This is a genomic window from Enterobacter cloacae complex sp. 372C4, from assembly GCF_050030615.1.
GTDB lineage: Bacteria > Pseudomonadota > Gammaproteobacteria > Enterobacterales > Enterobacteriaceae > Enterobacter > Enterobacter intestinihominis.
The window spans coordinates 2,138,578-2,160,357 of sequence record NZ_JBLGUQ010000001.1 but is presented as its reverse complement, the minus strand read 5'-3'; the positions used below and the strand labels follow the sequence as shown (position 1 = coordinate 2,160,357).

Genomic DNA, 21,780 nt, shown 5'->3' with positions numbered 1-21,780 from the left:
ATACGGAGCGAATGGTTTCTTAAATTCTGGCAAATGGCAAACAATGCATTAAAAAAATGAATGCATTGCACATAAACTCAGCAGTTTTGCGGGGGGCGTTGCAGCGCGAACAGCAGATCGCGCTGCATATTGATTACATTTTCCCGGTGTAGTGCCAGGCGAGGTAGCGCAGAAGGCGAATCTGTCGTTTTATACGCGTCGGTTGGGAGAGCAGGCGGTAGAGCCACTCCAGCCCCAGATTTTGCCAGACTTTGGGCGCACGCTTAACGTGGCCGGTAAAGACGTCGTAGGTGCCGCCAACGCCCATATAAAGCGCATCCGGGCTGACCAGACGGCAATCGCGCATCAGTATTTCCTGGCGCGGCGACCCCATAGCGACAGTGACAATTTTCGCCCCGCTGTCGCGCACGCGCTCATATAACGCCTGGCGATCTTCCGGCCTGAAATAGCCATCCTGGCTGCCCACTATGTTAACATTCCACTGGCTACGCAGCTTTTGTTCGGTCTGCGCCAGCACCTCTGGCTTGCCGCCGATCAAAAATACCGGCGTGCCTTCAGCGCCTGCGCGCTCCATAAGCCGCTCCCAAAGGTCAGCACCCGCCACGCGAGACACATTAGCGTCTGGAAACTTTTTACGAATTGAACGCACCACGCTAATACCGTCTGCGTATTTAAACTCCGCGGCTTCAATCAGGCTTTTCACTTCCGCATTATCTTCAACCGCCAGCATTTTTTCTGCGTTGATGGCCACCAGCGTGCCCGACTTCATCTGCCCGTCCGCGAACAGAAAATCCAGCGCGTGCTGCATGTCACGCCAGCCAATCAGCTGTAGCCCGCGCAGCGCATAACGCGGGGCTGAAGTTGTATCCGTCATGATAATCCCTACTCAGACTTGCGACAGCGTTGTGCTGCCCTGTGGCTCACGTCTGTGCACAAGCCCTGCACTGTCAAACAACCAGTACAGCAGTTTTGCCAGCAGCAGACAGAGTCCGAAAACGACCATAAAGAACACCACGCGTGAGACGAATGAATCCAGCCCCTCGCGCGCCAGAACGATCATATTGAAAATGGCACCGAAACAGAAACTGTGCAAAACAGCGGCTTTGTAGCGGTTGGTCTCTTCGTTACCCAGCGTATATAGCCAGTCGAACCATTTTATTATCAGCCCTACCGCGATCGCGCCAGGCAGGATAAACCACGTTCCGCCCATCACTACCAGCGAGCCAATCAGGGTTGGGGAAATCGCCAGACCCGAATGGTTGTTCAGCACTTCCCAGGTGAAGTAGTTCGCCGTGTTCAGGACAATGCCGGGACGATCGGGCCACAGCCACGTCGGTATAAAGACATAGAAATCGCGAACAATCGGCGCCAGCCCCTGGAATTCGATCTTGTCGTAGTTTTGCAGCAGTAATGCCAGGTTTTCCCACGGCGAGAAGGTGTCGCGCGTCAGATACAGGAAGGTGTAAAACGCTTCGTCGCCGGCCACGTTCAGCCCGTAGCGCTTCAGCGCCAGCCAGAACATCCCCACAATGCCAAAGACGCCTGCCGCCGCCAGCATCCACAGCGAGATCCAGCCGCGAATAATGCCGATAAACAGGAAAATCGCGAAGGCGATAATGATGTTGGCGCGGGTGCCGCCGACGATCATGTAGGTCAGAATGCCAAATGCGACGGTGCTGACCAGGAAGAACAGCCAGGCTTTGCTGTCCTGACGCAGGAAAAAGACCACCAGCATCGCCGGGATAAAGAAATAGAAGAAACGCTTGAGCGCGACGCCGGAGACTTCGGCGGAGAAAATCTGGCTATAGGACTGCAACTTAAACAGTAAAAAGCCGTTATGCATGAAGAAAATCGCCACGCTGACGAGGGCGATAGTCATCAGCATAACCCACGTCAGATGGGTTTCTACCCGGTTCATGGTAAACAGCGGACGACGGGGGGTGGTGTCTTTTGCCGCGCGCAGGCGCGTTTTATAAGTGACGTAGTACACCGCGTAGAAGCAGGTCGCAGAGAGCAGCGCCTGCAACAAGATTTCCGGCGGCGCGACGCCAACATCAAAGCGGAACACGAGGATGCTGGTCAGCGGGAAGCCAAAGAAAAAGGTCAGCAAAAACAGCAGCGAGAAGAATACGTTGAAGTTAAAACGTACCCGCCGGAATTCAAACCAGGTGAGCGTGGCGATAAACAGCGTGCTCAGCAGCCAGACCACCAGCAAGCCGCTAAACTGCAACTGGCTCATGCGTTGTCTCCTGAAGCAATACGCAGCGCGCGGTGCCACGGCGTGAGGTAGTTCGGGCTGAAAAAGTCGATGCTATTTTTATCCACCAGCGTGAGCTGACGCTGCGCTTCCCGTACCACCTCGACATTAAGCGTGTCAGAGGTAAACAGCACCGGAATATGCTGCTCGGCCATGTCCTGCCAGAACGGGTTTTCGCGGTTGAGCACGCAGGGTACGCCCGCCTGAATCAGCAGACACAGCGTGCCAATCCCCTGCTGACGGGCAAAGATGAAATAGCCCAGATCGCATTTTCGCAGCAGCGCGAGATAGTCATCAAATTCCAGCTTATCGCTGAGAATGTGCAGGTTTTCCGCGCTAAACAGCGCAAGCCCCTGCTGGCGAACTTCATCGATGTAGGCGTCGTTATTGGCGGGATAGCCCATCGGCACCACCACGTTCACCGTGTCGCCAAACTGCTGATGCACCGCCCTCAGCGCCGCGACATGCTCGTTACTGCGATCGCCGGAATTCCCCACCAGGATGGTCAGCTTGCCCTCTCGAACCGTGTCATTCGCCATGGTGTTCAGCGCCGGATCCATACGGGTCGGGAAATAGAGCAGCTCCCCGCGAACCTTCGGGTGCTGTTTAGCAAAATAGTTGAGATCGCCTCGGGTAGCAAAAACGCAGCCCACGCGCGCCTGCGCCAGACGACGCAGCGGATAGAAAAGTCGGAACTTCCAGCCACGGGAGACTTCGTAGAGATCCGCTCCCCAGATATGCCAGCTGAACTGAGAAGGTTTGATCCCGCCGCTTAACAGCGCCAGCCACAGTCCGGTATTGAACTGTCCATGGAAGAAGAAACGTTGGCTTCGATCCGCTTTGGCTTTAGCAACCACGGCCTTCGTCAGCGCCGCTTTGTCTGGCCAGAAGGTGATATGCAATGCCGGACACGCCGCGCTCAGGCCGCTGTCGCGTCCAACGACCATAAACTCACGCGCATCGGGCGTGCCGGATGCCAGTTCATCGTTGAAGAACCGCAGAACGGTCTGGTTATGATGCGGGATATCCGATCCCAGTATGTGTATCAGTGCAGTCATGCGCGTTTACGCCAAAGTAAAAATACGCCGCAACAGGCAGCGAAATAAACGATATAAGTTGCCATATAGGCCTGCGCCGCCCCCAGCGCACCGTGGGTGGGGATCAGCCAGTGAGAAAATGCCGTCAGCAGCGCAAACTGGCCGATCTCTGCCAGGATATACAACCGCAGCGAAGCCTTCGCAATCACCAGATAGCCGAAAACGTATGCCCCCACTTTCAGCACATCGCCGACCAGTTGCCAGGCAAACAGATCGCGCATGGCGGTAAACTTCGCCGAAAACAGCAGCCAGATGGCGAAATCACGCAGTAACCACACGGTAAAGCTGGCGATCGCAACCGCCGGCAACACGAAACGCAGGGCGCGAAAAATCTCGCGGGTAATATCCTGCCTGGACGTCAGGCGCGATAAGGTTGGCAGCAAATAGACGCTAAAGGAAGCCGTAATAAATTGGAGGTAAGCATCTGAAATGCTGCTCACGCCCTGCCAGATCCCCACTTCATCCCAGCTGTAATGCGCTGCCAGCAGGTTTCGCATCATCACGTAAGCCACGGGAAGCGTTACCGAAGTGATGAGCGCCATCAGGGTAAACTTTCCTAGCTGCCCCGCCAGCATCTTGTCCCACTGCGGTTTCAGGTAACTCAGCGGGACATTGCCTCTGCGCATCAGCATAAACGCTGCCGGAATGACAACGAGCGCAGGCACCAGCGCCAGCCCCAGCAGCGCGCCTTCATAGCCGCCCAGCCGATAGCAGAAGTAGTAGGCGATAACGCCGATAATGCTGCCGAGGATCAGCGCCAGCGCATTCCCGGCGGCATCACGGAAGCCTTTCATCAGCGCCAGCAGCAGGTTCGCCCAGGCGATGCCCATCTGAACGAGCGCCACCAGGCGCACCAGTCCCTGATAGTGCGTGTGTCCGAACAGTCCCTGACTAACAGGTGCAGCCGCCAGCAAAAAGACGATGGCCAGCAACGTAGAGAAGCCCAGCACCATAGCAGAGGAGGTGCCCACCACCGTGCGAAGCTTTTCGGCATCGTCATGATGCTGCGCGACGTATTTGGTGACGCCATTGAATATCCCGGCACCTGCCAGCACGCCAAGCACCGTGACCAGCTGGCGGAAGTTCCCTGCCAGCCCAACGCCTGACGGACCAAATGAGACGGCCAGCAGCTTGACGACCAGTAACCCGGCGCCAATTTTTACTAGCGTGGACGCTGCCGTCCACACCGACGCTTTTGCCAGAGACATATCAGGCGAAATAACTCAGAAGCGAATTGATCACCGTACGCTGGTTCACCGGCGCGAGGTTGTAGAACAGGGGCAGGCGGAGCAGACGTTCGCTCTCTTTGGTGGTGTAGCGGTCTTCACCGGCAAATCTCCCGAAGGCTTCGCCAGCCGGGCTGGAGTGCAGCGGAATATAGTGGAATACCGCCATAATTTCCGCCTCCTTCAGCCAGGCAATCAGCTTGCTGCGATCGTCGTTATCGCGCAGCTTGATATAGAACATGTGGGCGTTGTGGATGCAGTCTGCCGGAATAGTCGGCAGTTCAATACGTCCGGCTTTAGCCAGCGGCTCCAGCGCGTCGTAGTAGGTTTGCCACAGGGAGAGGCGTTGCAGATTGATTCGCTCTGCCGCTTCCAGCTGCGCCCAGAGATACGCGGCCTGCAAGTCCGCCATCAGGTAGCTTGAGCCGATATCGCGCCAGGTGTATTTATCCACCTGACCGCGGAAGAACTGGCTGCGGTTGGTCCCTTTTTCACGGATCACTTCCGCACGCTCGACAAGGGCACGATCGTTAATCAGCGTCGCGCCGCCTTCGCCGCCTGCGGTGTAGTTTTTGGTTTCGTGGAAGCTAAAGCAGCCGATATGACCGATGGTTCCCAGCGCGCGACCTTTGTAGGTGGACATCACGCCCTGCGCGGCGTCTTCCACCACGAACAGGTTGTGCTTTTTGGCGATGGCCATGATGGTGTCCATTTCACAGGCCACGCCCGCGTAATGCACCGGAACAATCGCCCGCGTTTTGTCGGTGATCGCCGCTTCAATCAGCGTTTCGTTGATGTTCATGGTATCCGGACGGATATCCACAAACACGATTTTCGCCCCGCGCAGGACAAACGCGTTCGCCGTGGAGACGAAGGTGTAGCTCGGCATGATCACTTCATCGCCGGGCTGAATATCCAGCAGCAGCGCGGCCATTTCGAGCGATGCGGTGCAGGACGGCGTCAGCAGCACCTTGGCACTGTGAAAACGTTGCTCCATCCACTGCTGGCAGCGACGGGTAAAACCACCGTCGCCACAGAGCTTGCCGCTGCCCATAGCCGACTGCATGTAATCAAGTTCAGTGCCCACAACGGGAGGCGCGTTAAATGGAATCATCTTGTCACCTGTATAACCAGTAGGCGGTGGCGTCGATGCTGGCACCACTCGCAATATAACGTTTAAGCGCAGCGGTGTTGCCCATCTGGGTTGCGACCCGCAGCGTCGATACCTGTTGTTGCTCCGCCCAGTGCAGCGCCGCCTGCATGAGTTTTTCGCCCATGCCGCGCCCGGCTAACAAACCGATGCGCGCCTCGTGCTCGTTGAGCCTGCGAAGCGAAACAAAACCCTGAATCTGCCCACCGGCAGTACGGAACACCAGACAGACGTGGTCAAACGTGCCTTTAACCGCATTCTCTATCCACCGGGCATAAAAGCGGCCGCTGTCATCGGGCGCATACCAGGGCGCCCGGAAACGGCTTTGAGCGAAAGCCAGCGCCGCCATCTTGCGCAGCGCGGGGATATCCTGCTCCGTTGCAATTTCCGCGCCCGGTGAGCCGTGGCGGGCCACGGTAACAGAGAGATCAACCTCGCCCTCGACCAGCCGGAATCCGTGCTGCTGGAGCGCGTCCAGCAGATCGGCGCGGTCCGCCGGGATCTTAGCCTGTACGCGCTGCCAGGCGCTGAAGTCTGCGTCCTGCAACGCAGGAGCGTTATCGCGCAGACGCACTATCGCTGAGGGGAGCGAAAAAAATACGCTTTCCCACTCAAGGGACTCCAACACGCCGTTGAGAGTAATCAACGCCAAACGCCCTTAGTATCAACAATATACTGCTGACGCACGGCATCAGCGGAGACCGCTTTAAACGCATTGTGATCCACCAGCAGCACCAGCACATCCGCCGTCGCCAGCGCGTCATCCAGTGCGGTAAGGGTGCAGTGACCGGCAAGTTTTGCCGGCAACGCATGAATATTCGGCTCAACCACCAGCGTTTCACCGCTGTGCCAGGCTGCGATCGTTTCGGCAATTTCCATTGCCGGGCTTTCGCGAAGATCGTCAATATTCGGTTTGAATGCCAGACCAAAGCAGGCAATTTTCAGCTCACTGGCACGTTTACCGCTGTCGGCGAGGCAATCCGCCACCGTGGCTTTCACCTGGTTGATAACCCAGTGCGGTTTGTGGTCGTTTACTTCGCGCGCGGTGCGAATCAGGCGCGCCTGTTCCGGATTCTGCGCCACGATAAACCACGGATCGACAGCGATACAGTGCCCACCCACACCCGGCCCCGGCTGAAGGATGTTCACGCGTGGGTGACGATTGGCAAGGCGAACAAGTTCCCAGACGTTAATTCCCTGATCGGCGCAAATCAACGACAGTTCATTCGCAAATGCAATGTTAACATCGCGGAAGCTGTTTTCGGTCAGTTTGCACATCTCGGCGGTACGGGAGTTGGTCACCACGCATTCGCCTTCAAGGAAGATCTTATACAGCTCGCTGGCGCGCGCGGAGCAGACTGGGGTCATGCCGCCAATCACGCGGTCATTTTTAATCAGTTCCACCATCACCTGGCCTGGCAGTACGCGCTCAGGGCAGTAGGCGATGTTGATATCGGCCTGGTCGCCCGCCTGCTGGGGGAAGCTGAGATCGGGACGCGCCTCGGCCAGCCACTGTGCCATCTGCTCGGTTGCCCCAACAGGTGAAGTGGACTCAAGAATAACCAGTGCCCCTTTCTTCAGCACAGGCGCAATGGATTTTGCCGCCGCCTCGACGTAAACCATGTCAGGTTCATGATCGCCTTTAAAGGGCGTTGGAACCGCAATCAGGTACGCATCGGCTTCTACCGGCGTGGTGCTGGCGCGCAGGAAGCCATCGTCCACCGCCTTTTTCACCACACGATCGAGATCGGGCTCCACGATATGAATTTCGCCACGGTTGATGGTTTCTACCGCATGCGCGTTGATATCTACGCCAATAACCTGCTTTTGACGAGAGGCAAAGGCCGCCGCAGTAGGCAGCCCGATATAGCCGAGACCAACAACAGAGATGGTAGTAAAACTCATAGCGTTACCCGATTGTGTTTAAGTGCGTGCAAAATACGTCCACAAGCCTGCCCGTCCCCGTACGGGTTATGGGCACGGCTCATCGCCTGATACTCTTCTTCGTCATGCAGTAAGCGCGTGACCTCTTCGACAATACGACGCGGATCCGTTCCCACCAGACGCACGGTACCGGCAGTGACCGCTTCCGGACGTTCAGTGGTTTCGCGCATCACCAGTACCGGCTTACCGAGGGAAGGCGCCTCTTCCTGAATGCCGCCAGAATCGGTCAGGATCAGCCAGGCGTGGTTCATCAGCCAGACAAATGGCAGATAGTCCTGCGGCTCTATCAGGAGCACGTTTTCCACGTGGCCCAGGATACGGTTGACCGGTTCGCTGACGTTAGGGTTAAGGTGCACCGGATAGACAATCTGCACATCCTCATTCTGCGCGGCGATTTCAGCCAGCGCGTGGCAGATTTGCTCAAAGCCACGGCCAAAACTTTCGCGGCGGTGTCCCGTCACCAGAATCGTTTTCTTGCCGTTGTTCAGGAACGGATAGCGCGCAGCGAGTTCTGCCTGAAGCTCGCTGTTAGCCAGCACGCGGTCACGCACCCAAATCAGCGCATCAATGACCGTATTGCCGGTAACGAAGATTTTGCTGTCGCTGATATTTTCGCGCAGCAGGTTCTGACGTGAGTTCTCGGTTGGCGCAAAATGGTACATCGCCAGGTGACCGGTGAGCGTTCGGTTGGCCTCTTCCGGCCACGGGGAATAAAGATTGCCGGTACGCAGTCCCGCTTCGACATGGCCAACAGGGATACGCTGATAGAACGCGGCCAGGCTGGTCGCCACGGTGGTGGTGGTGTCGCCGTGCACCAGCACTACATCCGGCTTGAACGACTCCAGAATAGGCTTTAATTCTTGCAGAATACGGCAGGTGATTTCCGTCAGTCCCTGTCCCGGTTTCATTATATTGAGATCGTAATCCGGGACGATAGAAAAGAGGGTTAAGACCTGATCGAGCATCTCACGGTGCTGGGCAGTCACGCACACTTTCGCTTCAATATCAGGATCTCTGGCCAGCGCATGAACCAGAGGCGCCATCTTGATGGCCTCCGGCCTGGTGCCAAATACGGTTAGTACTTTCACATCGATTCTCTTCGATTAGACGATGAAGGCCGCAGCCTTCATCGTAGACGGCGTTCTTAGTTTGTGCGGCGACGCAATAACGCTACGCCAGCGCCAGTCAGTGCGCCCACAATCCCCCACATGATCATCAGGAATGCGCGACGCGGACTATCGCGTTTTACAGGCTCTTCAGGCGTTCTTAAATAACGATAGGTCTGAAAACGCGGGTCCAGCGTTGGACCGACGTTGAGCGTATTGAGCATGGCGCGGTTTTGGTCGTAATCAAGGTCAAAGTCAGGGCCAACGGCCTGGATATTTTCCAGACGTGCCTGAAGCATTGGGCGACCAAGAAGGAACATTTCTGAATCAGGGAGTTCGTCAGCCGGAACATCCGTTTCGCTACGGGAAATATTGTGCTGTTCCGCAATCTTCAGCGCCTGCTCAATATTATGCACGCGACGGGCGAAGATGGCCTTAGCGACCTCTTCCTGACGTTTGACCTGCGCTTTCATCTGAATAGTACGCGCAGCCCAGGCGCCTTTCAGCTCGTCATTCAGATGACTGGCCGCACGCTGGCTGGCAAAAGCAACGTACTGACGCAACAGGTTATTGGCGTCCGGCGCCGTTTCCGCAATCAGCTTCACGCTGTCGCTAACGTTACGGAGCACATCGCCAGGCATAAACTGAATGTTGTTGATTAAATCATCCAGCAGCGCGGCATCCGCTTTGCTGTTACCGACCATGCGCTGCTTGTAGTAGTCTGTCTGGGACCAGAAATCGCGACGTGTATCCCACGACGCCAGCTGCATCACAAACTCTTTGTAGGACTCATCCATCACCGAGGCCTGATCCGGGGTCGCCAGATTGGCCTTGATATCAAGATTACGCAGGAATTGCTGCTGGGAGTAGTAGCCTCCAAGCATATTCACCGTTGGTCGGTCTGTGATCGCCGTGGCGCTCCACTCTTGTTTCGCAAAGAAGGTGTAGGCAAGCGCTAACAGCGCGAACCCCAGGCCAATCCCCACAATCCACAGTTTGCCCTGCCATAACACTCGAAACAAACCACGAATATCCAGCTCGTTCTCAGTGCCCACTGATTTCGCTCCCGCCAACGGTTGAGTCATCATAGTCCCGGTTTTACTTAGTTAATGTTGTGTTTTTGCCACTGTTCCGACGCATCCTGCGTTTTAAACGTTTAATAAAACGCGCGACTTTCCATGCACGCTTGATGCAGTAACCGTACATGAAAAATGCTAGCAAGAATAATACCAACATTACCCATTCAGGAATGAAATGAGCATATTCCGCGGCAACGCCAATCGCAGCCAGAATAGCAGCCGCTAGCGTAATCAGCACAAACGCCTGACGAGACGTGAAGCCGGCGCGCATAATCAGATGATGAATATGCTGCCGATCGGGAGAAAACGGGCTCATCCCTTTACGTAGACGACGGTACATAATAGCGACCATGTCCATCAGCGGGATGGCGATAATCCAGAGAGCCGTTACCGGGCTGATAGGGTGCGTTTTACCCTGCGTGGTCTCCAGCAGGACCCAGATCACCGTAAAGCCAATCAGGGTACTGCCCGCATCGCCCATAAAGACTTTATAGCGACGCCCTAACACACCCAGGTTCAGGCAGATGTAAGGCAGAATGGCGGCAATCATGGCAAAGCACCACATTGACAAGCTGTACTGGCCGTCAAACCATAAAATGATGCCGATTGCGCCAAACGAAACAGAGGACAGCCCACCGAGCAGACCGTCTATGCCATCAACCATGTTAAAGGCGTTGATAGCCGCCCACACGGCAAACAGCGTGAGGAAGAAGCCGAACGGCCCAAGCACCAGCTCCCAGGGACCAAACACGTAGCCCAGGCTTCTGAGATAGAGGCCGCCCACCACCATCATAATGATGCCAATGGCCGCCTGCACCGTCGCGCGGAACTTCACGCTGATATCAAAACGATCATCAAGGGCGCCGACCAGTACCAGCACACCGGCACATGCCAGGTAGAGTGCGGCATGGGGGATATAGTAATCCGCGATCCCGAATGTGAAACAGATGCCTGCGTATACCGAAATGCCGCCCACCAGCGGAATAAGCCCCTGATGACGTTTACGGAAATTCGGTTTGTCCACTAACCCAATTCTTTTTGCTACCTTGCGCGCAATGAACAAAAAACAGGTTGTGAATAAAAAAATACTGATCAGCTCAGTTACTGCAGTGAGTAGATTCACAATGGATTGCTCTCAACAAATGTTAGTCCCGGAAGTATAACCATGAAGCCTCTGCCTCAGAAGGATTTAAGAAGGCTTATCACAACTCCCTTTGTATGTTTTCAATCAATTATTTCTTTGACTGTGCAAACCTTCTTATTGTCGCACCGACCGGTCAAAATTGGGAGTGTGTGGTAATAGCGTATAGTCCATAAATAAAAAACGCCACGTAAAAACGTGGCGTTTACTGGGATTATTTGCGTTACGAGCGTTTCATCATGTCGAAGAAATCGTCGTTCGTTTTAGTCATCGCCAGTTTGTTAATGAGGAATTCCATTGCGTCGATTTCGCCCATTGGATGGATGATTTTGCGCAGGATCCACATTTTCTGCAGCTCTTCCTGAGTGGTAAGCAGCTCTTCTTTACGGGTACCGGAACGGTTGTAGTCGATCGCCGGGAAGACGCGTTTTTCTGCGATTTTACGAGAAAGGTGCAGTTCCATGTTGCCTGTACCTTTAAACTCTTCGTAGATAACTTCGTCCATTTTGGAGCCGGTATCGATCAGCGCCGTCGCGATAATGGTCAGGCTACCGCCCTCTTCCACGTTACGCGCCGCACCGAAGAAACGCTTCGGACGATGCAGGGCGTTGGCATCCACACCACCGGTCAGTACTTTACCGGAAGCCGGCACCACGGTGTTGTAGGCACGCGCCAGACGGGTAATGGAATCAAGCAGGATGATCACGTCTTTCTTGTGCTCAACCAGGCGTTTCGCCTTCTCGATAACCATTTCCGCAACCTGAACGTGGCGGGAAGCAGGCTCGTCGAAGGTTGACGCAACCACTTCCCCTTTCACCAGACGCTGCATCTCGGTCACTTCTTCCGGACGTTCGTCAATCAGCAGCACCATCAGCACACAGTCTGGATGGTTGTAAGCAATGCTCTGCGCGATGTTTTGCAGCAGCATGGTTTTACCAGCTTTTGGCGGCGCCACAATCAGACCACGCTGGCCACGACCAATTGGCGATGCCAGATCCAGCACACGAGCGGTTAAGTCTTCAGTAGACCCGTTACCACGCTCCATACGCAGACGAGAGTTCGCGTGCAGCGGCGTTAAGTTCTCGAACAGGATCTTATTGCGGGAGTTTTCCGGTTTGTCGTAGTTGACTTCATTAACCTTCAACAGCGCAAAGTAGCGTTCACCCTCTTTTGGAGGACGAATCTTACCTGAAATGGTGTCACCAGTGCGGAGGTTGAAACGGCGGATTTGGCTAGGGGATACGTAGATGTCGTCAGGGCCGGCGAGGTAGGAGCTGTCTGCAGAGCGGAGGAAACCAAATCCGTCTTGCAGTATCTCCAGCACACCGTCGCCAAAGATATCTTCGCCACTCTTAGCGTGTTGCTTCAGGATGGCGAAAATGATGTCCTGCTTGCGCATACGAGCCTGGTTTTCCAGTCCCATATTTTCGCCGAGAGTGATCAGCTCAGAAACCGGCGTATTCTTTAATTCGGTAAGATTCATAATGGTGTGGGTTCTTAAACTCGGGGTGATTCTCGAACTTAATGTTGTGAATGGTATGGCAGGGTCATCCATGCCTGTTTAGCGGCCATCACCTCATGTCTGTTCGCTGTCTGGTCACAGGGAAAGAACGCAGAACTGAAACGACAAGACGGATTGAGTGACAAGCCCGGAATCTAGCAACTTCACGCACTGTTTAAGTTAACAACGGGAAGTATCGGGTAAAACAAGATTCAAACAACAAGATATGTTTAAAACGTAGTCATAGCTAACTTAGCACGACTAAAGCCGGGCGTCCAGAGCTCACCATTAATTAGGCGCTCTGGACGCTCAGCGGAGAAACCTTACGCCAGGTTAGCGTCCAGGAACTCTTTCAGTTGACCTTTGGACAGTGCGCCCACTTTGGTCGCCGCCACGTCACCGTTCTTGAACAGCAGCAGGGTCGGGATGCCACGGATACCGTATTTTGGCGCGGTGCCCGGGTTCTGGTCGATGTTCAGCTTGGCAACGGTCAGTTTGCCCTGATATTCGTCAGCGATTTCATCCAGAATCGGAGCGATCATTTTGCAAGGACCACACCATTCAGCCCAGAAATCAACGAGGATCAGCCCGTCAGCTTTAAGTACGTCCGTGTCAAAACTGTCGTCAGTCAGGTGAATAATTTTATCGCTCATATATAACTCCACAGGAATAAGCCTGGTACGTTGGTTTTGTCTCCACCAACGACGTGTTGATGTCGCATTAACCAACTAAAGGTTGACTTTATTTCACCGGATACGCTTTCGTAAAGCAATAGTAAGCTGATATTCTACCACACTATGAGCAAAACACATTTAACAGAACAGAAGTTTTCCGACTTCGCCCTGCACCCAAAGGTGATCGAAGCCCTTGAAACTAAAGGGTTTCATAACTGCACGCCCATTCAGGCTCTCGCCCTGCCGCTGACGCTGGCCGGTCGTGATGTTGCAGGGCAGGCGCAAACCGGTACTGGCAAAACGATGGCGTTTTTAACGTCAACGTTTCATTATTTACTTTCTCACCCAGCGATTGCAGACCGCAAAGTTAACCAGCCGCGCGCGCTAATTATGGCCCCGACGCGAGAACTGGCGGTACAGATCCACGCAGACGCTGAGCCCCTGGCGCAAGCCACTGGCCTGAAAATTGGCCTGGCCTATGGCGGCGACGGCTACGATAAACAGCTGAAAGTGCTGGAAAGCGGCGTAGATATCCTGATTGGGACCACCGGCCGTCTTATCGACTACGCTAAACAGAACCATATCAACCTCGGCGCAATCCAGGTCGTGGTGCTGGATGAAGCAGACCGCATGTACGATCTGGGCTTCATTAAAGACATCCGCTGGCTGTTCCGCCGTATGCCTGCGGCAAACCAGCGTCTGAACATGCTGTTCTCCGCAACCCTTTCATACCGCGTACGTGAACTCGCATTCGAGCAGATGAACAATGCGGAATATGTGGAAGTAGAACCGGAGCAGAAAACCGGGCACCGCATTAAAGAAGAGCTCTTCTATCCTTCTAATGAAGAGAAAATGCGCCTGCTGCAAACCCTGATCGAAGAAGAGTGGCCGGATCGCGCGATCATCTTTGCGAACACTAAACACCGCTGTGAAGATATTTGGGGCCACCTGGCGGCAGATGGTCACCGTGTGGGCCTGCTGACCGGCGACGTGGCGCAGAAAAAACGCCTGCGCATTCTCGACGAATTTACTCGTGGCGACCTTGATATTCTGGTCGCGACCGACGTGGCGGCCCGTGGCCTGCACATTCCAGCCGTGACGCACGTCTTTAACTATGACCTGCCAGATGACTGTGAAGACTATGTACACCGTATCGGTCGTACCGGTCGTGCCGGCGCAAGCGGTCACTCCATCAGCCTTGCATGTGAAGAGTATGCGCTGAACCTTCCGGCCATTGAGACCTATATCGGTCACTCTATTCCACAGAGTAAATACAATCCGGACGCGCTGATGAGCGAACTGCCACCACCTAAGCGCCTTACCCGTCCACGTACCGGTAATGGCCCGCGTCGTTCCGGCGGTGCGCCGCGTAATCGTCGTCGTTCAGGTTAAATATGATGCTCAGTTCCACCTCGCTCTATGCGGCAATTGATCTCGGTTCGAATAGTTTTCATATGCTGGTTGTACGCGAGGTGGCGGGAAGCATACAGACGCTGACGCGCATCAAGCGTAAGGTCCGCCTGGCGGCGGGCCTGAGCAGCGATAATCACCTCTCTCCCGAAGCCATGGAACGTGGCTGGCAGTGTCTGCGCCTCTTTGCAGAACGTCTGCAGGACATACCGCATGCCCAAATCCGCGTTGTCGCGACCGCGACGCTCCGTCTGGCGGTTAATGCCGTCGATTTTATTGCCAAAGCGCAGGAAATTCTCGGCTGCCCGGTGCAAGTCATCAGCGGTGAAGAAGAAGCGCGTCTGATATATCAGGGCGTGGCGCACACTACCGGGGGCGACGATCGCCGTCTGGTGGTGGATATTGGCGGAGCGAGTACTGAACTGGTGACCGGCACAGGTGCCCAGGCGACCTCGTTGTTCAGTCTGTCGATGGGCTGCGTAACCTGGCTTGAGCGCTACTTTACTGACCGCAATCTCGCGCAAGAAAACTTCGACGAGGCTGAAAATGCCGCGCGTGAAGTGCTGCGCCCGGTCATGGACGAACTGCGCTACCACGGCTGGAAAGTGTGTGTTGGGGCGTCAGGAACTGTACAGGCGTTGCAGGAAATCATGATGGCGCAGGGGATGGATGAGCGGATCACGCTTGCTAAACTCCAGCAGCTTAAACAGCGCGCCATTCAATGTGGTCGTCTGGAAGAGCTGGAAATTGAAGGGCTGACGCTCGAACGTGCGCTGGTCTTCCCCAGCGGGCTAGCCATTCTCATCGCCATTTTCACCGAGCTAAACATCCAGTGCATGACCCTGGCAGGCGGCGCACTGCGCGAAGGTCTGGTCTATGGGATGCTGCATCTTTCGGTGGACCAGGACATTCGAAGCCGTACGCTACGTAACGTCCAGCGCCGCTTTATTGTGGATACCGATCAGGCGCAGCGAGTGGGCCAACTGGCATCGCTCTTTGCGGATCAGGTTAAACCACGTTGGGATATCGAACCGTTAAGCCGCGATTTGCTGCTAAGTGCGTGTGCGTTGCATGAAATTGGGCTTAGCGTTGAGTACAAACAAGCGCCGCTACACGCAGCCTGGCTGGTGCGTAATCTCGATTTGCCGGGCTACACTCCCGCGCAGAAAAAATTGCTCGCGACCCTGCTGCTGAATCAAACCAACGCCGTTGACCTCTCTTCACTTCATCAGCAAAACGCTGTACCGCCGCGCGTGGCCGAACATCTCTGCCGCTTACTTCGTCTGGCGATTCTGTTTGCCAGCCGGCGTCGCGACGATCTCCTCCCGGCCATTACGCTGGTGGCAGACGATGAAAAACTGACGCTGACGCTGCCGGAAAATTGGCTAGAAGATCATCCGCTTGGAGCAGAGTTGATCGAGCAGGAGTGCCAGTGGCAGAGCTATGTGCACTGGGCGCTTGATGTGAAGTGACCCTTTGAAGCGTGCCGGGGGGCGGCTTCGCCTTACCCGGCCTACAAAATTGTTATCCTTTCTCTTTGGCTTTCGCCAGCATGGCGCGTATGTTCGCCACGTTGGCTTGACCCTTGTGCATCCGCTCTTCAGCGGTAATAGCTTTACGCTCCTGCTCCCAGATAAGATCGTCCTGAGGCAACTCCAGCAGGAAACGGCTCGGCTCCGGGCGCACCAGCTCACCATACTGACGGCGCTCTTTGCACAGCGTAAACGTCAGCTCTTTCTGCGCACGGGTGATCCCCACGTAGGCCAGACGGCGCTCTTCGTCGACGTTATCTTCATCAATGCTGCTCTGGTGCGGCAGCAGGCCCTCTTCCATCCCCACCAGATAGACATACGGGAACTCCAACCCTTTCGAGGCATGCAACGTCATCAGCTGGACCTGATCGGCTTCTTCTTCACTCTCGCCGCGCTCCATCATATCGCGCAGCGTGAAGCGGGTGACCACCTGCGTCAGGGTCATCGGCTCGTCAATCTCAGATCCTTCAAGCATTTCGGTCATCCAGCTGAAGAGCTGGTTAACGTTTTTCATGCGCATTTCTGCCGCTTTCGGGCTGGCGGAGGTTTCATACAACCAGGATTCGTAATCAATGCCGTGGATCAGATCGCGTACTGCCGCCACGGGCTCGCGCTCTGCCAGACGCTGCACCTCACCCAGCCAGTGGGTAAAGCGGGTTAAGGCGTCATAGCCGCGCCCGGTCAGGGTCTGGCTCAGCCCCATATCGAAGCTGGCGGTGAACAGACTTTTGTTGCGGGTCATCGCCCATTCACCCAGCTTTTGCAGCGTCGCAGAGCCAATCTCGCGCTTCGGCGTATTTACAATGCGCAGGAAAGCGCTGTCGTCATCCGGGTTGGTCAGCACGCGCAGATAGGCCAGCAGATCCTTGATTTCCGGACGCGAAAAGAACGACGTACCGCCGGAGATTTTGTAGGGGATGCGGTTCTGCATCAGCATCTTTTCAAAGACGCGCGACTGGTGGTTTCCGCGATAGAGAATCGCGTAATCCTTGTATTCAGTTTTGTTGACGAAGTGATGGGCAATCAGCTCGCCGGTTACGCGCTCCGCTTCGTGCTCTTCGTTATTGGCGCTAAGGACTTTCAGCTCGGTCCCGTAACCCAGTTCAGAGAACAGGCGCTTCTCAAAGACGTGCGGGTTGTTGGCAATCAGGATGTTCGCCGCCTTCAGGATACGCCCGGAAGAACGGTAGTTCTGCTCCAGTTTAATCACCTGCAACGCCGGGAAGTCTTTGCTCAGCAGCACCAGGTTTTGCGGACGTGCGCCACGCCATGAGTAAATCGACTGATCGTCATCGCCTACAACGGTAAAACGCGCGCGCTGTCCTACCAGCAGCTTCACCAGCTCGTACTGGCTGGTGTTGGTATCCTGGTATTCATCCACCAGCAGGTAACGAATTTTGTTCTGCCAGCGCTCGCGCACCTCTTCATTCTGCTGAAGCAGCAGCGTCGGCAGCAGGATCAGATCGTCGAAATCCAGTACGTTGCAGGCTTTCATATGCGCGTCGTACAGGCCATAGCAGTGGGCAAAGATGCGGTCACGCTCGCCTTTGGCACTTGCCGCAGCCTGGGCCGGCGTCATCAGATCGTTTTTCCAGTTCGAGATCGTCGAGATCAGCTGTTGCAACAGCACTTTGTCATCTTCGATCAGCCCTTCCGTCAGCTCTTTGAGCAGCGCCACCTGGTCGGTGTCATCAAAGAGCGAAAAGTTGGACTTCATTCCCAGCGCCGCGTATTCGCGCTTGATGATATCCAGACCCAGCGTGTGGAAGGTGGAGATCATCAGCCCGCGCGCCTCTTTACGGCCCAGCGTCTGGCCGACGCGCTCTTTCATCTCACGCGCCGCTTTGTTGGTAAAGGTGACCGCCGCGATATGGCGCGCCTGGTATCCACAACCCCGAATTAAGTGGGCGATTTTGTTGGTGATCACGCGTGTTTTACCGGATCCCGCTCCCGCCAGCACCAGGCAGGGTCCGGTGACGAATTCGACAGCTTGTTGTTGTCCGGGGTTTAAACGCATAAATGATCACTCAATGAAAGTCGGGAGAGGAGGAAAAACGCGTGGTAGTATACCGATCGTAAACTCGTTGACTCAAGGCACGATCATGGCAAAAACAGCAGCAGCACTGCATATCCTTGTTAAAGAAGAAAAACTGGCACAGGATCTGCTCGAACAGATTAAAAACGGCGCCGACTTCGGCAAACTGGCGAAGAAACACTCGATTTGCCCGTCAGGCAAACGCGGTGGTGACTTAGGCGAGTTCCGCCAGGGCCAGATGGTTCCGGCGTTTGATAAAGTGGTCTTCTCCTGCCCGGTGCTGGAGCCAACCGGCCCACTGCATACGCAGTTCGGCTATCACATTATCAAAGTGTTATACCGCAACTAATCAAAAGCCCGGTGCATTAACTCACCGGGCTTTTTTATTTGAGTGTTCCAGCGTTCAGATACCGTCGCCGTATTCGAAGGTGTGGTGAATACCGTTAAAGTGCTGATCCATATCCATCGACGGTTTATCGCTGTCTGGCTTACCGACGATGCGCGCCGGGACGCCAGCGGCGGTGGTGTGCGGCGGTACAGGCTGGAGCACAACCGATCCCGCGCCAATCTTTGCGCCGCGTCCGACTTCAATATTGCCAAGGATTTTAGCACCCGCGCCGATCATCACCCCTTCACGAATTTTCGGATGGCGATCGCCGCTGGTTTTACCGGTACCGCCCAGCGTAACGGATTGCAGAATCGACACGTCATCTTCGATCACCGCCGTTTCACCGACAACAATGCCGGTGGCGTGATCGAGCATGATCCCGCGGCCAATTTTCGCCGCCGGGTGAATATCGACCTGGAAGGTCACGGAAACCTGGTTTTGCAGGAAGATGGCCAACGCGCGGCGTCCCTCATTCCATAACCAGTGGCCGATGCGGTACGCCTGTAAGGCGTGGAAGCCTTTGAGATACAGCAGCGGCGTGGAATATTTATCCACCGCCGGGTCACGCGTGCGCACGGCCTGAATATCGCAGGCGGCAGAAGCAATCATTTCCGGATCGGCAGCGTAGGCCTCTTCCACCACCTCGCGAATAGCGATAGCAGGCATGATAGGGGAAGCCAGTTTATTGGCGAGCATGTAGCTCAGGGCGCTGCCGAGATTTTCGTGCTTGAGTAGCGTCGCGTGATAAAAACTGGCCAGCATGGGCTCACAGTCGGCCAACGCTCGGGCTTCGGCTTTAATATTATTCCAGACGATATCCAGTTCTTCACACGGCATTGCTTGCTCCAGACGATAGTTAATGACCAGCCAGTTCTGCGCTGGCTGGGTCATTCAGGTGACGATACTTCCCGGCTAATTCCTGCTGCGCTCGTCCTTGCGCGCACGACCTAATAAGGTCAATGCTGCCTCGCGCGCATTTTTTCCGCAATACAATACCTGATAAATTTCCTCGGTTATTGGCATTTCGACACCGAAACGATGCGCCAATTCGCGAACTTCTTTGGTATTGCGATAGCCTTCAACCACCTGACCAATCTTCTCCTGCGCGCTTTTGACATCGCTACCCTGTCCGAGCATCATGCCAAAGCGGCGGTTACGCGACTGGTTGTCGGTGCAGGTCAGCACCAGATCGCCCAGCCCAGCCATTCCCATAAAGGTGGCCGGATCGGCGCCCAGCGCTTCTCCCAGGCGTGACATTTCGGTCAGGCCACGGGTGATCAGCGCCGTACGCGCATTCGCGCCGAAGCCGATGCCGTCAGACATCCCGGCCCCGATGGCAATGACGTTCTTCACCGCGCCGCCCAGCTGTACGCCGATAAAATCAGGGTTGCTGTACACGCGGAAGCTTTTGCCGCAGTGCAGCAGTTGCTGAAGATCGTCGGAAAATGCCTGGTCGGTGGACGCCAGCGAGATTGCCGTCGGCAAGCCCGCAGCCAGCTCTTTGGCGAATGTCGGCCCGGAGATCACCGCCAGCGGGATCGCTGTTCCCAGCGCTTCGCGGGCAACGTCCTGCAACAGACGTCCGGTTTCCGCTTCCAGCCCCTTCGTCGCCCACACAATACGCGCATCCGCACGCATCAGCGGCTTAATCTGACGCAGGACTTCGCCAAACACATGGCTTGGCACCACAATCAAAATATTGCGGCTGGCCGCCAGCGCGGTTGCGAGGTCGCTTTCCAGATACAGAGAGTCAGGGAACGGAACGTCCGGGAGAAACGCCACGTTGCAGCGGTCGTGTTGCAACGTCGCGATATGTTTTGGATCGTGGCCCCACAGGACCACGTCGTGACCATTTCTTGCCAGTGTGATGGCAAGAGCGGTGCCGTAAGAGCCGGCACCGATCACAGTCATTGACGCATTAACAGTGCTCATCAGGCATCCTGATGTTGTTCGGCACCTTCGCCAGCCTGCTGCTGTAGATAGTTCATAAACAGCGCATCAAAGTTGACTGGCGCAAGGTTCAGTTGCGGGAATGTACCGCGAGAAACCAGGCTGGTAATGCATTCACGCGCATACGGGAACAGGATGTTCGGGCAGTATGCACCCAGGCAATGCGCCATCTGGTTACCTTCGATGCCGCCGATAGAGAAGATACCGCCCTGCTGGACTTCGCACAGGAATGCAGTTTCTTCGCCCAGGGAGGCGGTCACGGTGACACGCAGTACGACTTCATACACGTCATCCGCCAGCTGGGTGGATGCGGTATCCAGATCAAGTTTAACCTCTGGCTGCCAGTCTTTCTGGAAAACGTGCGGCGCATTTGGCGCTTCGAAAGAGACATCCTTGGTGTAGATGCGCTGGATCTGGAAAGTCATCTCGGTGTTGTTTTGTTCTGACATGGAAAAACCCTTTTTAATTGTCCTAAAGTCTCTAGCTCAGCAGCGGATCGAGTCCACCGCGGGCGTCGAGCGCATACAAGTCATCACAGCCGCCAATGTGCTGCGCATCAATAAAAATCTGTGGAACCGTTGTGCGACCACTGCGTTGGATCATCTCTTCGCGTTTAATCGCGTCACCATCAATCGGCAGTTCCTTAAACGTTACGCCTTTGCTGGACAGCAGCGCTTTCGCTCGGTGGCAGAACGGGCACGTTGCTTTGGTGTAGATCTCAATATTGGCCATCACTTAACTCCTTATTTACCGCGCACTAAAGGAAGATTCTCCCCGCTCCAGCCGGAGATGCCTTCTTTCAGCACCGTTACGTTTTCAAAGCCTGCTTTATGCAGTGCGTTGGCAGATTCCTGCGCCTGCATGCCAGTGCCGTCAACAACAATAATCGGCTGGGCTTTATGCTTCTCCAGCTCACCAATGTTGTTCGCTTTAATTTCCGCTGGCAGCAGGTTGATAGCACCTGCAATATGGCCCTTGCGGAAATCGTCGCGCTGACGCAGATCGACAACCACGGCGTCCTCTTTGTTGATCAGACGTGTCGCTTCACCGCGGGTGATCACCTTAATTTTAGACGTCAGTCCCTTAAATGTGGTGAACAGTACAGCGACCAGCAGGCCAATCCACGCGATGCTCAGAACCGGGTGGCGGCTAACGAATTGCATAATTTCTTGCATGGGGGGTAACAACTCCCGACTAAGTGATTAAAAAAACCAGGACAGGAGTATACCTGTGCGCTGTGGCAAATACAGCCAGCGACATAAAGCTAATCTATTTTCTGCGGCATGCCAC

At 55.2% G+C, this 21,780-nt stretch carries 21 protein-coding genes; 3 read left to right on the top strand and 18 right to left on the bottom strand.

Features of this window, described 5'->3' with window-relative positions; genetic code table 11:
* Window positions 1–133 precede the first annotated feature (133 nt).
* The 12 genes from wecG to trxA all read right to left on the bottom strand — a co-directional run bounded on the left by wecG (window position 134) and on the right by trxA (window position 13,154).
* Window positions 134–874: a lipopolysaccharide N-acetylmannosaminouronosyltransferase gene (gene wecG / locus ACQG11_RS10400; RefSeq protein WP_015570015.1), complete on the bottom strand. Its 741-nt coding sequence runs from the start codon at window positions 872–874 to the stop codon at window positions 134–136.
* 12 nt (window positions 875–886) lie between these two features.
* Complete coding sequence (wzyE, locus tag ACQG11_RS10395) at window positions 887–2,239, bottom strand: ECA oligosaccharide polymerase (RefSeq protein WP_017693948.1); 1,353 nt, start codon at window positions 2,237–2,239, stop codon at window positions 887–889.
* Window positions 2,236–3,315 carry a TDP-N-acetylfucosamine:lipid II N-acetylfucosaminyltransferase gene (locus ACQG11_RS10390; RefSeq protein ID WP_038415039.1) on the bottom strand — a complete coding sequence of 360 codons (1,080 nt, stop codon included), beginning with the start codon at window positions 3,313–3,315 and terminating at the stop codon, window positions 2,236–2,238. Before ACQG11_RS10390 ends, wzyE begins: the two co-directional genes overlap by 4 nt.
* Complete coding sequence (gene wzxE / locus ACQG11_RS10385; protein ID WP_063146897.1) at window positions 3,312–4,562, bottom strand: lipid III flippase WzxE; 1,251 nt, start codon at window positions 4,560–4,562, stop codon at window positions 3,312–3,314. The genes ACQG11_RS10390 and wzxE overlap by 4 nt, the downstream gene beginning before the upstream one ends.
* 1 nt (window position 4,563) lies before the next feature.
* Complete coding sequence (rffA, locus tag ACQG11_RS10380; RefSeq protein WP_426728353.1) at window positions 4,564–5,694, bottom strand: dTDP-4-amino-4,6-dideoxygalactose transaminase; 1,131 nt, start codon at window positions 5,692–5,694, stop codon at window positions 4,564–4,566.
* Window positions 5,695–5,698: 4 nt separating this feature from the next.
* Window positions 5,699–6,376, bottom strand: coding sequence for a dTDP-4-amino-4,6-dideoxy-D-galactose acyltransferase (gene rffC / locus ACQG11_RS10375; RefSeq protein WP_046621722.1), 678 nt, complete (start codon window positions 6,374–6,376; stop codon window positions 5,699–5,701).
* Window positions 6,373–7,635 carry a UDP-N-acetyl-D-mannosamine dehydrogenase gene (wecC, locus tag ACQG11_RS10370; RefSeq protein ID WP_048966557.1) on the bottom strand — a complete coding sequence of 421 codons (1,263 nt, stop codon included), beginning with the start codon at window positions 7,633–7,635 and terminating at the stop codon, window positions 6,373–6,375. The genes rffC and wecC overlap by 4 nt, the downstream gene beginning before the upstream one ends.
* On the bottom strand, window positions 7,632–8,762 hold the full coding sequence (gene wecB, locus ACQG11_RS10365) for a non-hydrolyzing UDP-N-acetylglucosamine 2-epimerase (RefSeq protein WP_032622055.1): 1,131 nt from the start codon (window positions 8,760–8,762) through the stop codon (window positions 7,632–7,634). The genes wecC and wecB overlap by 4 nt, the downstream gene beginning before the upstream one ends.
* Window positions 8,763–8,818: 56 nt before the next feature.
* Window positions 8,819–9,865, bottom strand: coding sequence for an ECA polysaccharide chain length modulation protein (gene wzzE, locus ACQG11_RS10360; RefSeq protein WP_022646646.1), 1,047 nt, complete (start codon window positions 9,863–9,865; stop codon window positions 8,819–8,821).
* Between the two features lie 13 nt (window positions 9,866–9,878).
* Window positions 9,879–10,982, bottom strand: a complete 1,104-nt coding sequence (wecA, locus tag ACQG11_RS10355) for a UDP-N-acetylglucosamine--undecaprenyl-phosphate N-acetylglucosaminephosphotransferase (protein ID WP_001050933.1) — start codon at window positions 10,980–10,982, stop codon at window positions 9,879–9,881.
* Window positions 10,983–11,223: 241 nt separating this feature from the next.
* Window positions 11,224–12,483, bottom strand: coding sequence for a transcription termination factor Rho (rho, locus tag ACQG11_RS10350; protein ID WP_001054528.1), 1,260 nt, complete (start codon window positions 12,481–12,483; stop codon window positions 11,224–11,226).
* A gap of 341 nt (window positions 12,484–12,824) precedes the next feature.
* Complete coding sequence (trxA, locus tag ACQG11_RS10345; RefSeq protein ID WP_006812392.1) at window positions 12,825–13,154, bottom strand: thioredoxin TrxA; 330 nt, start codon at window positions 13,152–13,154, stop codon at window positions 12,825–12,827.
* A 144-nt stretch (window positions 13,155–13,298) separates the two neighbouring features.
* Between trxA and rhlB the strand changes: the two genes are divergently transcribed.
* Window positions 13,299–14,567 carry an ATP-dependent RNA helicase RhlB gene (gene rhlB, locus ACQG11_RS10340; RefSeq protein ID WP_426728352.1) on the top strand — a complete coding sequence of 423 codons (1,269 nt, stop codon included), beginning with the start codon at window positions 13,299–13,301 and terminating at the stop codon, window positions 14,565–14,567.
* 5 nt (window positions 14,568–14,572) lie between these two features.
* On the top strand, window positions 14,573–16,057 hold the full coding sequence (gene gppA, locus ACQG11_RS10335) for a guanosine-5'-triphosphate,3'-diphosphate diphosphatase (RefSeq protein WP_038416966.1): 1,485 nt from the start codon (window positions 14,573–14,575) through the stop codon (window positions 16,055–16,057).
* A 52-nt stretch (window positions 16,058–16,109) separates the two neighbouring features.
* Here gppA and rep read toward each other — a convergent pair whose 3' ends face one another.
* Window positions 16,110–18,134, bottom strand: a complete 2,025-nt coding sequence (gene rep / locus ACQG11_RS10330) for a DNA helicase Rep (protein ID WP_426728351.1) — start codon at window positions 18,132–18,134, stop codon at window positions 16,110–16,112.
* 85 nt (window positions 18,135–18,219) lie between these two features.
* On the opposite strand from rep, the gene ppiC reads away from it, so the two are divergent.
* Entirely contained in the window at window positions 18,220–18,501 is a 282-nt protein-coding gene (gene ppiC, locus ACQG11_RS10325) for a peptidylprolyl isomerase PpiC (protein WP_006812396.1), read from the top strand.
* 54 nt (window positions 18,502–18,555) lie between these two features.
* Here the strand turns inward: ppiC and cysE are convergent, their stop codons facing one another.
* The 5 genes from cysE to ACQG11_RS10300 form a co-directional block, all read right to left on the bottom strand.
* Window positions 18,556–19,377, bottom strand: coding sequence for a serine O-acetyltransferase (gene cysE, locus ACQG11_RS10320; RefSeq protein WP_022646641.1), 822 nt, complete (start codon window positions 19,375–19,377; stop codon window positions 18,556–18,558).
* Between the two features lie 75 nt (window positions 19,378–19,452).
* On the bottom strand, window positions 19,453–20,472 hold the full coding sequence (gene gpsA / locus ACQG11_RS10315; protein WP_426728350.1) for an NAD(P)H-dependent glycerol-3-phosphate dehydrogenase: 1,020 nt from the start codon (window positions 20,470–20,472) through the stop codon (window positions 19,453–19,455).
* The gene (secB, locus tag ACQG11_RS10310) at window positions 20,472–20,939 is read right to left on the bottom strand and encodes a protein-export chaperone SecB (RefSeq protein WP_003860835.1); all 468 of its coding nucleotides are present in this window, start codon (window positions 20,937–20,939) and stop codon (window positions 20,472–20,474) included. Before secB ends, gpsA begins: the two co-directional genes overlap by 1 nt.
* 31 nt (window positions 20,940–20,970) lie before the next feature.
* The gene (gene grxC, locus ACQG11_RS10305; protein WP_003860837.1) at window positions 20,971–21,222 is read right to left on the bottom strand and encodes a glutaredoxin 3; all 252 of its coding nucleotides are present in this window, start codon (window positions 21,220–21,222) and stop codon (window positions 20,971–20,973) included.
* 11 nt (window positions 21,223–21,233) lie between these two features.
* Complete coding sequence (locus ACQG11_RS10300) at window positions 21,234–21,665, bottom strand: rhodanese-like domain-containing protein (RefSeq protein ID WP_003860840.1); 432 nt, start codon at window positions 21,663–21,665, stop codon at window positions 21,234–21,236.
* Window positions 21,666–21,780 lie beyond the last annotated feature (115 nt).

What these genes read in the sequence shown, in the direction of transcription:
- ACQG11_RS10300 (WP_003860840.1), bottom strand. Translation starts at nt 21,665, where the DNA reads ATGCAAGAAATTATGCAATTCGTTAGCCGCCACCCGGTTCTGAGCATC.
- wecG (WP_015570015.1), bottom strand. Translation starts at nt 874, where the DNA reads ATGACGGATACAACTTCAGCCCCGCGTTATGCGCTGCGCGGGCTACAG.
- gppA (WP_038416966.1), top strand. Translation starts at nt 14,573, where the DNA reads ATGCTCAGTTCCACCTCGCTCTATGCGGCAATTGATCTCGGTTCGAAT.
- gpsA (WP_426728350.1), bottom strand. Translation starts at nt 20,472, where the DNA reads ATGAGCACTGTTAATGCGTCAATGACTGTGATCGGTGCCGGCTCTTAC.
- wzxE (WP_063146897.1), bottom strand. Translation starts at nt 4,562, where the DNA reads ATGTCTCTGGCAAAAGCGTCGGTGTGGACGGCAGCGTCCACGCTAGTA.
- wecC (WP_048966557.1), bottom strand. Translation starts at nt 7,635, where the DNA reads ATGAGTTTTACTACCATCTCTGTTGTTGGTCTCGGCTATATCGGGCTG.
- cysE (WP_022646641.1), bottom strand. Translation starts at nt 19,377, where the DNA reads ATGCCGTGTGAAGAACTGGATATCGTCTGGAATAATATTAAAGCCGAA.
- ppiC (WP_006812396.1), top strand. Translation starts at nt 18,220, where the DNA reads ATGGCAAAAACAGCAGCAGCACTGCATATCCTTGTTAAAGAAGAAAAA.
- rffA (WP_426728353.1), bottom strand. Translation starts at nt 5,694, where the DNA reads ATGATTCCATTTAACGCGCCTCCCGTTGTGGGCACTGAACTTGATTAC.
- grxC (WP_003860837.1), bottom strand. Translation starts at nt 21,222, where the DNA reads ATGGCCAATATTGAGATCTACACCAAAGCAACGTGCCCGTTCTGCCAC.
- trxA (WP_006812392.1), bottom strand. Translation starts at nt 13,154, where the DNA reads ATGAGCGATAAAATTATTCACCTGACTGACGACAGTTTTGACACGGAC.
- secB (WP_003860835.1), bottom strand. Translation starts at nt 20,939, where the DNA reads ATGTCAGAACAAAACAACACCGAGATGACTTTCCAGATCCAGCGCATC.
- rhlB (WP_426728352.1), top strand. Translation starts at nt 13,299, where the DNA reads ATGAGCAAAACACATTTAACAGAACAGAAGTTTTCCGACTTCGCCCTG.
- wzzE (WP_022646646.1), bottom strand. Translation starts at nt 9,865, where the DNA reads ATGACTCAACCGTTGGCGGGAGCGAAATCAGTGGGCACTGAGAACGAG.
- rho (WP_001054528.1), bottom strand. Translation starts at nt 12,483, where the DNA reads ATGAATCTTACCGAATTAAAGAATACGCCGGTTTCTGAGCTGATCACT.
- ACQG11_RS10390 (WP_038415039.1), bottom strand. Translation starts at nt 3,315, where the DNA reads ATGACTGCACTGATACACATACTGGGATCGGATATCCCGCATCATAAC.
- rep (WP_426728351.1), bottom strand. Translation starts at nt 18,134, where the DNA reads ATGCGTTTAAACCCCGGACAACAACAAGCTGTCGAATTCGTCACCGGA.
- wzyE (WP_017693948.1), bottom strand. Translation starts at nt 2,239, where the DNA reads ATGAGCCAGTTGCAGTTTAGCGGCTTGCTGGTGGTCTGGCTGCTGAGC.